Annotated in this window: 11 protein-coding genes; 5 read left to right on the top strand and 6 right to left on the bottom strand. The window is 60.3% G+C overall.

Annotated features, from left to right (window positions below; all coding sequences use genetic code 11):
- Window positions 1-150: 150 nt before the first annotated feature.
- Window positions 151-1,878 carry an AfsR/SARP family transcriptional regulator gene (locus KJQ12_RS16655; protein WP_213486178.1) on the bottom strand — a complete coding sequence of 576 codons (1,728 nt, stop codon included), beginning with the start codon at window positions 1,876-1,878 and terminating at the stop codon, window positions 151-153.
- A 203-nt stretch (window positions 1,879-2,081) separates the two neighbouring features.
- Entirely contained in the window at window positions 2,082-4,601 is a 2,520-nt protein-coding gene (locus KJQ12_RS16650) for a U32 family peptidase (protein ID WP_425315986.1), read from the bottom strand.
- Between the two features lie 261 nt (window positions 4,602-4,862).
- On the opposite strand from KJQ12_RS16650, the gene KJQ12_RS16645 reads away from it, so the two are divergent.
- The gene (locus KJQ12_RS16645) at window positions 4,863-5,831 is read left to right on the top strand and encodes a sugar phosphate isomerase/epimerase family protein (RefSeq protein WP_015253222.1); all 969 of its coding nucleotides are present in this window, start codon (window positions 4,863-4,865) and stop codon (window positions 5,829-5,831) included.
- 115 nt (window positions 5,832-5,946) lie between these two features.
- On the top strand, window positions 5,947-7,029 hold the full coding sequence (locus KJQ12_RS16640; RefSeq protein ID WP_213486176.1) for a Gfo/Idh/MocA family protein: 1,083 nt from the start codon (window positions 5,947-5,949) through the stop codon (window positions 7,027-7,029).
- 78 nt (window positions 7,030-7,107) lie between these two features.
- Here the strand turns inward: KJQ12_RS16640 and KJQ12_RS16635 are convergent, their stop codons facing one another.
- Window positions 7,108-7,323 (bottom strand): hypothetical protein, encoded by a 216-nt coding sequence (locus tag KJQ12_RS16635; RefSeq protein ID WP_213486175.1) that lies wholly within the window; start codon window positions 7,321-7,323, stop codon window positions 7,108-7,110.
- 231 nt (window positions 7,324-7,554) lie between these two features.
- On the opposite strand from KJQ12_RS16635, the gene KJQ12_RS19700 reads away from it, so the two are divergent.
- Window positions 7,555-8,901: an SEC-C metal-binding domain-containing protein gene (locus KJQ12_RS19700; RefSeq protein WP_244860660.1), complete on the top strand. Its 1,347-nt coding sequence runs from the start codon at window positions 7,555-7,557 to the stop codon at window positions 8,899-8,901.
- A gap of 54 nt (window positions 8,902-8,955) precedes the next feature.
- Here KJQ12_RS19700 and KJQ12_RS16625 read toward each other — a convergent pair whose 3' ends face one another.
- On the bottom strand, window positions 8,956-9,381 hold the full coding sequence (locus tag KJQ12_RS16625; RefSeq protein ID WP_213486173.1) for an HPP family protein: 426 nt from the start codon (window positions 9,379-9,381) through the stop codon (window positions 8,956-8,958).
- Between the two features lie 71 nt (window positions 9,382-9,452).
- On the opposite strand from KJQ12_RS16625, the gene KJQ12_RS16620 reads away from it, so the two are divergent.
- Entirely contained in the window at window positions 9,453-9,782 is a 330-nt protein-coding gene (locus tag KJQ12_RS16620) for a hypothetical protein (RefSeq protein WP_015253217.1), read from the top strand.
- A gap of 47 nt (window positions 9,783-9,829) precedes the next feature.
- On the opposite strand, the gene uvrA is transcribed toward KJQ12_RS16620, so the two are convergent.
- Window positions 9,830-12,709, bottom strand: coding sequence for an excinuclease ABC subunit UvrA (gene uvrA / locus KJQ12_RS16615; protein ID WP_213486171.1), 2,880 nt, complete (start codon window positions 12,707-12,709; stop codon window positions 9,830-9,832).
- Window positions 12,710-13,264: 555 nt separating this feature from the next.
- Here uvrA and KJQ12_RS16610 point away from each other — a divergent pair.
- Window positions 13,265-13,891: a sigma-70 family RNA polymerase sigma factor gene (locus tag KJQ12_RS16610; RefSeq protein ID WP_213486168.1), complete on the top strand. Its 627-nt coding sequence runs from the start codon at window positions 13,265-13,267 to the stop codon at window positions 13,889-13,891.
- Window positions 13,892-13,906: 15 nt separating this feature from the next.
- Here the strand turns inward: KJQ12_RS16610 and KJQ12_RS19825 are convergent.
- On the bottom strand, window positions 13,907-14,096 hold a 190-nt coding region (locus KJQ12_RS19825; protein ID WP_342344887.1), incomplete at its 5' end, for a hypothetical protein.

Genomic DNA, 14,096 nt, shown 5'->3' with positions numbered 1-14,096 from the left:
CCCATCCCGCGGCTCCGGCTGCCGCCGCCAGCAGCCCGGCTGCCGCTGCCGCAGCGGCGTCATGCGGCAAGAGCGCCGCCGCGCTCCAGCCGGCCGCCGCGCCGGCGAGCAGCAGCGCGAAGGCCGCCCCTGCCTTGCGCGCCCGGGTCCTCAATTTTCCCATACCAGCCGCTTCGTCTCCTCAAGCGGCTCGACGCCGAATTCTTCGCGGAAGACGCGCTCGAGCCGCTTGTACCAGCCGACCGCCTCGGCGTGGCGGCCGCGCTCTTTCCAGAACCGGATCATCGCCTGATAGGCTTCCTCCTGATCCGGCCGCAGATCGATCCAGGCGGTCAGCCATTGCTCCGCGTGACTGTCTTCGGACAATTCGATGTAATACTCGGCCAGTCTGCGCAGCATCACCGTCTGCCGCTCGAGCAGCTGCATCCGCCACCGTTCCAGCCAGTCCGACGCCGGCATGTCGGCTCCGAGCAGCCCGTACTTCCGCACGGCGTCCAGGTAGAGCACGACGGCCGCGTCGCGGTCCGACGCCCACAGCTGGTCGCCGACGCGCGACTGCGTCACATACTGCTCGACGTCGACCATGTCGACGACCGACTCCCGGAATCCGACCAGCCCGCTGCGGACTTCGATCGCGTCTTCGAATCCGATGCCGGCCAGCGCGCTGCGCAGCTCGTGCAGCGAGACATACAAATGATTCGCCACCCGGGAAGAGTCCGCTTCGCCGAACAGATGATCCAATACCTGATTGCGAAGCGCGCGGTAATCCTGCTGCAGCAGCAGATAGACGAACAGCTCGCGCGACTTGCGCCGCCTCCATTTCGGCTGGAGTGACGTGCCGTCCGGCAGGAAAATGCGGATGCCGGACATCAGCTGGATGCGCATCCGGTTCCCCCGCTCCTCCGCCGGCGCGTCCGCGGGCTCGATGGTCCGCGGGACCGAAGCCTGGACAACCGCAAAGCCGAGCTTGCCTTTGTATTCCGCCACCCAAGCCAATGTTCGCGGCGTCGACATCTCCTCATGCAGCAGTTCCAGCTGCCGCAGCGCCATGGCCGCATCCGTCCGTTCGCCTTCCGCAAGCCGGCGCGCCACGTTGAGCCGGCAGGCGAACATCTGCACTTCCACATCGTAGCGCAGCTCGCCCTCCGGCCAGCCGACTCCGGCATCGGTGTCGGACCACAGCGAGTCCATCATGTAGGCGTATCGGGCGGGCAGCCCGTCGCCCGACTCGCTTGTCAGCGCGTCGTGCACGGCCGCGCATTCCGGTCTGAGCGCCGCCCACCGGCCGAGTTCGGCGATGCGCCCGGCCCATTCGCATTTCTTCATGCCCGCCGGATCATACATCCACCGGTCGAGCAGCACGTAGGCAAAACCGACCGCGTCTCCGTCTTCGCGAAACCGGTCAGCCGCCCGGGCGAAATCGTCGTCGATCAGGCGCGGCGCGAGAAAAGCGGTCGTCCGTGTCCAGCATTTTCCCCGTGCCAGCGCCCACCAGACGTAGCCGCCGCACCGGTCCGGATCGCGTCTTACTTCTGCGTCCAGATGCATCAGCATCGCCTCGTTGTCCGAGAAATCGCCGATCCGCACATGAATCAGCGACAACAGGCCGATCATCGACAACATCTCGCGATGGTCCGCCATCAGCGCGAACGCTTTCACGGCTTCCTGCGCCCATCTCCGCGCCTCCCGCAGCCTTCCTTCCAGCATGAGCCGCACGGCCCCGGCGCGCAGCAGGAGCGGCGAACGGAAAAGGACGGACTCGGGCAGCCGGACCAGCGCATCCCATTCGGGCAGCTGTCCGTTCTGCACGGCCTGTTCGAGCTTCAGCACTTCTTCTCTGTTGTTGTCGGGTTCGCCATGTTGCTCGATGTGATGCATGGGTAAAGACTCCATTTCCATGGAATATAGGTTAATCGTACTATTGGTTTAGGAAAAATGGAATACTTTCTTGCACAATACGATTTTTTCTTACAAAATTCCTTCCGTTCCACCGGCCGCCGCAACAACCGTCAAGACGCGAAAACGGCACGCGGACGTGCCGTTTTCTCATCCGAATGCGGCCGTCCGCGCACGGCGCATCCTTACTTGACCAACTGCCCGCGCGTGACGCCGAGCTGGTTGATCGCCTTGAGGGTGCGCCATACTTCGGTGCCTCCGATTTTGCCGCGGATCGCGTCTGTGTAGAGCCGGATGACTTCCTCCACCTTCTCCGCCCGCTCTTCGAGAAATTCGACTCTGAACGTGCCGGCGCCGAGCTCGATGAAGCTGCGCAAATATTCGGCGCCCGACTGTTCGATCGCGTTGTACACCGTATTGCGGCAGCCGTCGTCGACACGGACGGGATGGGACATGCCGATCCGGTCCCGCAGCGACACGCGATGTTTCTCGCAGGGACGGCCGCAATTCGTGTAGTCCGTACCGTCGCTCAGGAACGTGCAGTACACGCAGTGCTCCGTATGGAACATCGGCAGATGCTGGTGGATGACGATCTCCGCCTTCGAGCCGTCCATCCGCCGCAGCAGATCCATCATCTGCTGCGCATTCAGATCATAGGAGAGCGTAACCCGCGTGCAGCCGAGATCCAGCATCAGGTTCGCCGCCTTGTGGTTGGCGATGTTCAGCGAGAAATCGCCGATCAGTTCCGGGAAACGCTCCGCGTCGCCGGATGCCCGCATTTCTTCCCGCTTCCGCAGATAGAATTGCAGCGCCCCCGTATTCCGGACCAGCACGGCGTCGGGCTCCAGCTTCAGGATCATGTTGTGGTAGCCGTTCTCCCCCGGCATATGGATGCGCGGCGTTGCCAGCGCGATCCGCTTGCCGGCCCTGCGCGCCGCCTGGACGGCCTCCGGATACTGCCGGATGAATTCGAAATCCGCGTAGACGAGCCCGACGCCCGCCGCAAACGCCGCTTCCACCTGTTCCATATTGCGGCACAGCGCGGTCAGCTCCGGCTCGCCCCCAAGGGCCTCGGCGCGCCGGACGTCGGCGTAAGGATCGATGCTCCGTTTCGCGTACGGCCGCGGCTTCATCCGCGCGTCTTCCAGCTTCGCCGCCGCTTCCCTGCGGAGCCGGTTCAGCTCGCTGATCGGCAAGATGACCGAACCTTCGAGTTCGACGTCCAGCTCCTCCAGCCGGAAAATCGTCCCGCCGAGCCGCCCGAATTGCTCGGCCAGCAGCGACCGGTCCATCGGCCGCTTCTCCGCGACGGCAAGCGGAATCTCGCTGTCCGCTTCCACGCGGATGCCCGTTTGCATGTCGGTCCATACCGTCCGGAGCGGCTCACCCGCGCGTCCGCTGACGTTGACGCGCACCGGGAAGGCGCGGTACGGCTTGTCCGTCTCGAACGTCTGACGCAGCCGCCGGTCAAGCGCCGGATCGCTCGTCTTCCAGATCCGGTCGCCCGGCTTCACGCGCTTCAGGTCGACGTCATGGCGGCCGGGCACGATCTCGTACGTTCCGCCCTCCAGCGCCTCGCCTTCGACTTTGGCGCCCTGCCGGCGGATGTCATAGACGCGGCCGCCTTCTTCCGGCTTCTCCGGATCGCCCGCGTCGAATACGATGCCGTCGCCGCGCTTGAGCGGCGCCTCGAGCCGGCAAATGACGCCGTCCCGGGTGACGCGTTCGACGCGGCCGAGATAGACGCCGCGGCTTTTCGGGAACGTCCCGTCGACAAGCTGCTTGTTGTTCGTACCGAGCAGGAAACCCGGCGTGAATCCGCGGGAGAAACTTTGCTGCAGCTCCCGTATTTCATCCTTCGACGGTTCCGCATCGATTCCCGCGAAGTAGCGGTCGATGGCGGCCCGATATTTGCTCACCACGTTCGCGACGTATTCCGGGCTTTTCAGCCGGCCTTCGATCTTGAACGAAATGACGCCCGCCTCGATCAGTTCCGCCACGAGTCCGATCGCGGCCAGATCCTTCGGCGAGAGCAGGTAGGCAACGTCGCCCATCTCCTTCTGCTCGCCGTCCACCATCAGGTCGTAAGGCAGCCGGCACGCCTGCGCGCATTCGCCGCGGTTCGCCGACCGGCCGCCCCACATCTCGCTGGTCAGGCATTGGCCCGAATAGGAAACGCACAGCGCGCCGTGGACGAATACTTCAAGCGGATGCGACGTCTGGCTGCCGATGGTTCGGATCTGCTTCAAATTGTTCTCCCGTCCGAGCACCACCCGTTCAATGCCGAGAGATGCCGCGAACTCGACCGCCTCCGGCGAGGTGATCGTCATCTGCGTCGACCCGTGAATCGGCAGGTCGGGCGAGATCTCGCGGATCATGCGCACGAGGCCCAGATCCTGCACGATGACCGCATCGATCCCGGCATCCGCGCATGCCTCCGTCAGCCGTTTCGCCTCCTCCAGCTCATCTTCGAAGACGAGAATGTTGAAGGCGAGGTAGCCTTTCATGCCATAGCGGCGAAGGAAGGTCATGATTTCCGGAAGTTCTTCCATCCGGAAATTGTGCGCCCTCGCCCGCGCATTGAAATGCTCGACGCCGAAGTACACCGCGTCAGCGCCGTTCGCCGCCGCCGCCCGCAGGCAGTCCCAGTTGCCGGCTGGCGCCAGCAGTTCGATGTCTTCGCGTCGCAAGCCGTTCCGTATCATCATCGTTGGTCCTCCAGGTTGTCCGCTCACGCATCGTGAAATTCTGTAACTCAGTGTAACACCCTGCGTCCGCGATTCCAATAGCATGACGAGGGAAAGACGGCAAAGTCAGGTCCCGCTCCGCTGCAAGTTTGGCCTGTTGCTATTCAAAATTGGCATTTCGCAGCGCACGCCGTTCAATGTGAAAAATGGGCATGATATAATGGACGGGAAAGCGATGACATTCCCGATCGGGGAATCGAAGGAGGCTGTTCGCGAACCATGAAACTTGGCATTTTCACTGTGCTCTTCGGCCAGAAACCGTTCGAGGAAATGCTTGACTACGTCGCCTCGAAGGGACTGGAAGCGGTCGAGATCGGCACCGGCGGCTATCCGGGAGATGCGCATTGCAACCGGAAGGAACTGCTCGCCGACGAGAGCAAGCGCAAGGCGTTCCTGAAGGCGGTCGAATCCCGCGGCCTGATCATCAGCGCGCTGAGCTGCCATGCCAACCCGCTTCATCCTCAGAAAGCGATTTCAAGCGAACACGACCAGACCATCCGCGAGACGATCGACCTGGCATCGAAGCTCGGCGTGCCGGTCGTCAACACGTTCTCCGGCTGCCCCGGCGACAGCGAGGACGCGAAATATCCGAACTGGCCGGTCGCGCCGTGGCCGAACGACTATCAGGAAATTCTCGATTGGCAATGGAAGAACAAAGTCATTCCGTACTGGACCGAAATTGCGAAATATGCGTCCGAACGGAACGTCAAGATCGGGCTCGAGCTGCACGGCGGCTTCTCCGTCCATACGCCGGCGACGCTGCTCCGTCTGCGTGAAGCGGCCGGCGAAGCGATCGGCGCCAACCTCGACCCGAGCCACATGTGGTGGCAAGGCATCGATCCGGTGCAAGCCGTACATATTCTCGGCCGCGCCGGCGCGATTCACCATTTCCACGCGAAGGATACGTCGATTGATCCGATCAACGTCAACCGTTACGGCCTGACCGACATGCAGCCGTACACGAACATGCTCGAACGCGCATGGCAGTTCCGCACCGTCGGCTTCGGCCACGATCTGAAGACTTGGGCCGACATCATCAGCGCCCTCCGGCTGGTCGGCTACGACTATGTCGTCAGCATCGAACACGAAGACGGTCTGATGTCCGTTGAAGAAGGATTCACGAAAGCCGTGCAAAATCTGCAGCAAGTGTTGATCCGCGAACCGCTGGGCGAGATGTGGTGGGTATAACCTGCCCGTCTCCCCTGGAACGAAACCATCGCCCCGACGCGTCTCCATCCGTTCAAGCGCGTCGGGGCGTTGTCGCTTCCGTCCACCTCAAGCCACCGAAGGAGCTGATCTTGCGATGACACGAGTGAAAGTCGGCATTATCGGACTCGGCGAAGTGGCGCAGATTATCCATCTGCCGATTCTCGCCTCGATGGATGACCGGTTCGAGATCGCCGCCATCTGCGACATCTCGCCCAGCCTGCTTCGGTTCATCGGCGAGCGGTACCGCGTTCCCGAAGCGATGCGCTTCACGGATGCGGAATCGCTCTGCGCGGTGCAGACGCTCGACGCCGTATTCGTGCTGAACAGCGACGAATACCACACCGCCGCGACGCTGGCCGCGCTGCGCCACAAGAAGCATGTCCTGCTCGAGAAGCCGATGTGTCTGACGCTCGCCGACGCGGACGCCATCATCCGCGCCCGGGACGAGGCTGGCACGCAGGTGATGATCGGCTACATGCGGCGCTACGCGCCCGCCTTCACCGAGGCGGTCGAGCTGGTTCGGAACATGGGGCCGATCCGCTACGCGCGCGTCCGGGATCTGATCGGACCGAACGGCTATTTCATCGGCCAATCGAGCCGCGTCTTCCGCCCGACGGATATCCCGGAGGAAGCGATGGCCGAGCGGAAGCGGCTTGCGGCGCAGCAGGCTGCCGAGGCGATCGGCGACGCCCCGGCCGATCTGGTCAGCACATACCGGCTGCTGAACGGGCTCAGCAGCCATGATCTGTCGGCGATGCGCGAGCTGATCGGCATGCCGGACCGCGTCATCTCCGCCGCGCAATGGAACGGCGGTTCGTTCATCCACGCGCTGTTCGAGTTCGACGGATTCAACGCGACCTTCGAGACGGGCATCCACCGGATCGGCCGCTTCGACGCGCATCTCGAAGTGTACTCGGACGCCAAAGCAGTCAAAGTGCAGTACAATACCCCGTACATCCGTCACCTGCCGACCGTGCTGATGGTCGACGAGACGGACGGCGACGCCTTCTCCGTGTCCGAGACCCGGCCGACCTTCAAGGACCCGTACACCGTCGAGATCGAGACGTTCCACGACGTGGTGACCCGCGGGGTCGTGCCGAAGACGACGCCGGAGGACGCGAAGCAAGACCTTATCCTGTTCCGGTGGATCATCGATGCGATCCGCCGGAACGGATAACCGGTTACACAACAAGAGCCTCTCCGCTTGCTCCAGCGGGAGGCTCTATGTATGTGCTCATGCAAACCTGTCGGCCGATTAACCGGCCCAGACCTCGAAAATCATGACGTAATCGATAAACAGGAAAATCGCGAGGGACACGAGCGCAAAGCCGATGGCAAAATAGTTCTTGCGCGGCCGTTCCATCAGCAGCCGTACGAGGCCGATGGCAATGACAACGGTAAACAGCAGCATCATGATATCGAACGGGTCGAAGCTGCTCGCGGATGCGGTCTCTTCTGCAAGAAGCAACATGGGGGGACCTCCTTCTGAATCGTCAACCCAGGGTAAACACTTATCTCCGTTCTATGTTAGCCTGTCACGGCTCCGGTTGCAAGCCTTTCTTCGCACTGTTAACAACTTTGTCACGCGCCGCATGACAGCCTGACATTAGCATGCCCAAAATAACGTCCCCGCCCGCATTTTTTGATATAATGGGACAAGATATCGACCGGAAAGACAACCCGGCTCAGGGAGGTTATGACTGTGAAAAAAGTCGGCCGTAACGATCCGTGTCCCTGCGGCAGCGGCAAAAAGTACAAACGCTGCTGTCTGGAGAAGGACCAGGCCGCAAACGTCACCCGCATCGCTCCCGGACAGCCCGCGGCGGATGAACCCGAAGATGATTTCTCCGATCCCGTGATCACCGCCGAGGACGTGGTCAGTCTCATCGAGCATGAGCTGGAGTGGGGCAACGTGCTCTATCAAATGATCGCCCGCTATCTGGCGAACCGGATGGCCGGCGAATACGAATTGGACCACATCGCGATGGCGGTCACCATGCTGAACCTGTACACCGGTACGGCTCAGCCCGTCCTGCGCACCGCCGGAGTCATCGCGGGGGCGATGGAATACTTCACCGCGCAGGCTTTCGGCATCGAAGGCGTCACCTTGACCTCCCTGGCCGAAAAATACGATGTATCCGCGTCGGCCATCTCCCGGCGGTACAAGGATCTCGAGGCGTTCGCCGAAGCGCTGTACGAACAGGAGAATGCAGCCCCCGGCCAGCCCCGGGCCGTCGGCATGCCGCCGAATCTCAAACAATTGGCGGATTCCCCCGAGGCCTTGGAACAATTGGCACGGGAATCGGATGACCCTGCCGAACTGGCGCAGATCCTGCTGTACTACACATGGGACGAACCTTCGCCGACCAAAAGAATCGACTTGGCGCGCCAGGCTCTCCGAATCTATCCCGACAGCGCGGATGCCTGGAACATTCTGGCCGAAGAGTCGTCTTCCCCCGAAGAAGCGTTGGAATACTACCGCAAAGGCATGGAAGCCGGAAAGAAGCACCTGGGCCGAAAGTTTTTCAGAGAAAACAGGGGGTTGTTCTGGGGCATCCTCAAAACCCGGCCTTTCATGCGCGCCAAATTCGGCTTTGCCCACACGCTGCATAAGTCAGGCCGACACAGGGAAGCCATCCGCGAGTACAAAGAGTTGCTCGAGCTGAACCCGAACGACAACCAGGGCGCGCGCTACCTGCTGGTTCTGGCATACCTTGAATTGAAGGAGTACGGAGCGGCGGACAAACTGATGAACCAGACTTACGCCGATGACATTTCCGCCGAATTCAACTATAACCGCCTGCTGACCGAATACGGGATGCGCGGTATAACGCCGGCTCTCAAGCGTCTGTTCCGGCAAGCCGTGCATTATAATCCGCATATTCCCGATTTTTTGACCGGCAAGAAGCGTCTTCCCCGCAAAATGCCGGAAAGAATCGTGGTCGGGGATACCACGGAAGCCGCCGCGTACGCCGGCGATCATCTGCATCTGTGGCGCGAGCGGCCCGAGCTGCTCGCCTGGGTTGACGACCGGCTTCAGTCCCGTTGATATCCGCTCTTCGCGACGGATACCCGGCTTCAGTTCCAGGACGTCAGGTATTTCTTAGTGGTCCGGATTGTTGATGAGCACGGCCGCGGCCAGGATCAGGACCGAGCCGATCAGAACCGGCGCAAGCAGAAACGACCACCCTCTGCGGCCCGCGATGACGACGAGCGGGTCGGCGCCGGCCGGCGGATGCGTCGTTTTCGTCAGCATCATGAGTCCGATCGCCAGGCCGACGCCGGCAGCCATCACCCAGACACTCTGCCCGAAAAGATGGAACAATGCGATACCGGACAACGTCGTGATCAGCTGTCCGCCGACGATGTTGCGCGGCCGGGAGAACGGCGCGTCCCAGATGCCGAAGGCGAGCACGCAGCTTGCGCCGAACGGCGCCATGATCCACGGATTCGACGTCCAACTCGTCAGCAAGGCCAGCATCGCGATCGCGAGAAACCCGCCCAACGCTCCGATTGGGGCGTGGGACAATCTTCAGCGTCGTCCTTGCGCTGACCAAGCACCTGCAATCACTTTATTGGCTCGTCATCCGGGGATATGCGATGGCACCGGGAGACAAGGCTGAAGTCGTCCATGAAGACGAGTGGCCTTTCCTGTCAACCAGCGAATCCGCCGAAGAAGACGGCATCGCGGCGGACTCCCGAACCTGGGCGCGGCTCGTTCAGAACCCTGTCCTGCCGGAGCCCGGGGTGAACGAACCGAGACACAAAGATTTGCTGTTCTACCCGGATCCCGAGTCCCCTGACGTTTTGTGGATCGCGGTGCAGCACCCCGAGCGATTGTCGGAGTGGACCGCTTATCCGGCATCGGGTTACGGCGAGTGGTTCCGGCGCGAACTGGATCTGTACATCCGGCTCACCCGGGGCTTGTGACGAAAGAAGGCCAGCCTGCATGAGGCTGGCCTTTCTGACTATTGGGCTTACTTCGCTTTCGCTGCCGCAATCTCGACGCCTTGGCGCGCTTCGGTGCGCTTCCGGTCGCGCTCGAGGATCGGTTTCAGGTAACGGCCGGTATGGGAGTTCGGCGATGCCGTCACGTCTTCCGGCGTGCCGGTCGCGATGACCGTGCCGCCGCCGCTGCCGCCCTCGGGCCCGAGGTCGACGATGTAGTCCGCCGTCTTGATGACATCGAGGTTGTGCTCGATGACGAGAACCGTGTCGCCCGCGTCGACCAGCCGGTGCAGCACCTGCAGCAGGCGGCTGATATCGTCCACGTGCAGCCCGGTCGTCGGCTCGTCGAGAATGTAGAGTGTCCGGCCGTTGCTGCGGCGGTACAGTTCGGACGCCAGCTTCACGCGCTGGGCTTCCCCGCCGGACAGTGTCGTCGCAGGCTGCCCGAGCTTGATGTAGCCGAGGCCGACATCGAGCAGCGTCTGCAGCCTGCGGTGGATTCTCGGGATGTTGCGGAAAAACTCGACCGCGTCTTCGACGGTCATCTCAAGCACTTCCGCAATGTTCTTGCCCTTGTACTTCACTTCGAGCGTCTCGCGGTTGTACCGTCTGCCCTTGCACACTTCGCACGGCACATAGACGTCCGGAAGGAAGTGCATCTCGATCTTGATGATGCCGTCTCCGCTGCACGCTTCGCAGCGTCCGCCCTTCACGTTGAAGCTGAAGCGGCCTTTCTTGTAGCCCCGCACCTTCGCTTCGTTCGTGTTCGCGAATACGTCGCGGATGTCGTCGAACACGCCGGTGTACGTCGCCGGGTTCGAGCGTGGCGTCCGGCCGATCGGCGACTGGTCGATGTCGATCACCTTGTCGAGATGTTCGAGGCCGCGGATCTCCTTGTACGCCCCGGGGCGGGTCTTCGCCCGGTTCAGATCGCGCGCCAGCGCCTTGTACAGAATCTCGTTCACGAGCGTCGACTTGCCGGAGCCGGAGACGCCGGTGACAGCCGTGAAGAGGCCGATGGGAATCTTCACATTCAGATTCTTCAGGTTGTTCTCCTTCGCGCCGCGCACCTCGAGCCAGCGGCCGTCCGGCTTCCGGCGCTCCGCCGGGACCGGGATGAACTTCCGCCCGCTTAAATATTGCCCTGTCAGCGAATCCGGGTTATTCATCACTTCTTCGGGCGTCCCTTGCGCGACGACGCGGCCGCCGTGGATGCCGGCGCCCGGCCCGATGTCGATGATGTAATCGGCCGCAAGCATCGTGTCTTCGTCGTGCTCTACGACGATGAGTGTATTGCCGAGGTCGCGCATCTTGCGCAGCGCCTCGATCAGCCGGTCGTTGTCCCGCTGATGCAGGCCGATGCTCGGCTCGTCCAGAATGTAGAGGACGCCCATCAGGCTGGAGCCGATCTGCGTCGCCAGCCGGATGCGCTGTGCTTCACCGCCGGACAGCGTGCCCGCCGAGCGGCTGAGCGTCAGGTAGTCGAGCCCGACCGCCGCCAGGAAGCCGAGCCGGTTGTCGATTTCTTTCAGGATGAGGCGGGCAATCGTCTGTTCCTTCTCGTTCAGTTCGAGTCCGGCGAAGAACTTCTGCGCCTCGCCGATCGACAGCGACGTCACGTGCGCGATGTTCTGCCCGCCGACCGTCACGGCCAGGCTTTCCTTCTTCAGCCGGTGGCCCTTGCAGGTGCCGCACGGCTTCGCGCTCATGAACTGCTCGATGAACTCCCGGATGCCGTCGGACGCGGTCTCCCGGTAGCGGCGTTCCAGATTGTGGACAATCCCTTCGAACGCCACATACGCGTCGCGCGTATGGCCGAAGTCGTTCTCGTAGCGGAACCTGACTTTCTCGCCACCGGTGCCGTAGAGCAGTTTCTTCATCTGCTCGCCCGTCAGTTCCGACACCGGCACATTCGTCGGAATGCCGTAATGCTCGCATACCGCGCGCAGAAATTGCGGGTAGTAGTTGGACGTGCTTCCCGCCCACGCCTCGAATGCCCCTTCTTCAATCGTCAGCTGCGGATTGCTTACGATCAGATCGGGATCGACGATCATCTTCACGCCGAGGCCATCGCACTCGGGGCAGGCGCCGAACGGGCTGTTGAACGAGAACATCCGCGGCGACAATTCATCGATGCTGAAGCCGCATTCCGGGCAGGCCAGCTTCGCGTTGAACAGCAGCTCCTCCTGCCCGATGATGTCCACAATGACCTTGCCGTCCGACAGATTGAGCGCCGTCTCCAGGGAGTCCGCCAGCCGCGCCGCAACGTCTTCCTTCACGACGATCCGGTCGACGACGACTTCGATGTTGTGCTTCTTGTTCTTCTCCAGCTCGATCGTCTCGCTGAGGTCACGCAGTTCGCCGTTCACCCGTACGCGCACAAATCCCTGTTTCTGAATGTCGGCGAGCAGCTTCGTATGTTCGCCCTTGCGGCCGGAGACGACCGGCGCCAAAATTTGCAGCCGCGTCCGCTCCGGGTATTCCATGATCCGGTCGACCATCTGTTCAACCGTCTGGGCCGCGATCGGAATGCCGTGTTCCGGACAATGCGGCCTGCCGATGCGGGCGTAGAGCAGACGCAGATAGTCGTAAATCTCCGTCACCGTGCCGACGGTCGAACGGGGGTTGCGGCTCGTCGTCTTCTGGTCGATGGAGATGGCCGGCGACAGGCCGTCGATCGAGTCGACGTCCGGCTTCTCCATCTGGCCGAGAAACTGCCGGGCATAGGCCGACAGCGATTCGACGTACCGCCGTTGCCCCTCGGCATAGATCGTATCGAACGCAAGCGACGACTTGCCGGAGCCGCTGAGTCCGGTCAGGACGACGAACTTGTCGCGCGGAATTTCCACGTCGATATTTTTTAAATTGTGGGCTCGCGCCCCCTTGATTATGATGCGGTCATTGGCCACCGGACGGATGCCCCTTTCAACGTTGACGGGGAAGCGCCCCGCCTGAGAATCGAATGTGTGTTCCCGTCCATTATATCGAATGGCAGCCAGGCATGCAAACGTTCAATTATTGGTTTTCCAGGACAGGTTCCATCGCACAGCAGCCCGTTGAACCGGATGATTTCAGGCATTAACTCTGAATGTTCTGGATGTATACAGCAAATTGCTCTGCAATCCTTGCGTAAAATTCCGTGTCCTCCGGATGACATTCTGACAATCGTTTGGAGAGTTCATACAGCTCCTTCTTCATCTGCAATATTCGTTCCATGTAGGTATTGGGGCGAGCCACTTTTCTTTCCCCTCCTCTTAAATTTTATCTTTCAATATATAAAAGTGAAGTCAGCCCTCTATTGCACAACCCGCCTGGTCAATGAATATCGCCCTCTCATCTCATCGTAGAAAGTAGTAAAAGAAACCCTTTACTTGCCATCAAGAGAATAAATTCCCTCAAGGTTGTGTTATTGATTTGCAATTACACTTTTATTTACAAAAGCCAACGGAGGAGGGTTGTACATCATGAGTTCTGACGTGCGTGCAGCCAACTGTTCTCTGTCAAATGAAATAAGGTGCTTTCTGGAGTTCAAATTAAATCATCCAAATTTATTCAAGAATAATATCCTTAAAAAATTCTTTGAGTCTTCTTACCATATCGCATTGTTCGGGAGGTTGATATGCAATCCGTCACCGGAGTTGGAAGATGAACTGGATCTCGCTTTTCGCAAATTTCTGTTTTGTTTCCGGTTTAAGAAGTATCTTTTCTCCCTCATTAAATATGCAAATATCGATTACCACAGAAAGCGGCGAAAATACGAGCAACGATACCCGCTGACATTCGATGCGCCTGTCGGAGAGGACGAGGCCCAATGCTTTGGTGATTATCTGTTGAGTTTGGCCCGACAGGCTGACATGGACGACCCGACATTTGATCCCAATCACTTTCAATCGAGGCTCGAGAATCCCGAATTGTATGCCATCTTTTCAGAACTCACATATAAGCAAAGAGTTGTGATAACGCTTTCTTATTCGGCATGCATTATGGATACGGAGATTTCCACGCTGCTGAAAGTGTCACAGCAAGCCATTACGAAAACCCGACATACAGCCCTCAAAAAAATGAGAAGTTCCTTGCTCGGCGCGAAGTGAATGGAAGACGGGATATCACTCAAGGGGGTGAGCGGTAATGGAGGAATCGTCTATTATTTCATTGATCACTACATCTATTTCCAATTTTGGCTTTCCTATCGTAATTACCGGATTTCTTTTGCTCCGGTTTGAGAAGAAAATCGAATCTTTGAACTCAACTTTCGCAGTATGAAATGGGCAAACAAGCCTTGATGTAGCTGGGCAA

It is taken from the genome of Thermobacillus xylanilyticus, assembly GCF_907165215.1.
Lineage (GTDB): Bacteria > Bacillota > Bacilli > Paenibacillales > Paenibacillaceae > Thermobacillus > Thermobacillus xylanilyticus.
The sequence above is the reverse complement of the archived record's forward strand: the minus strand, read 5'-3'. Positions and strand labels throughout refer to the sequence as shown.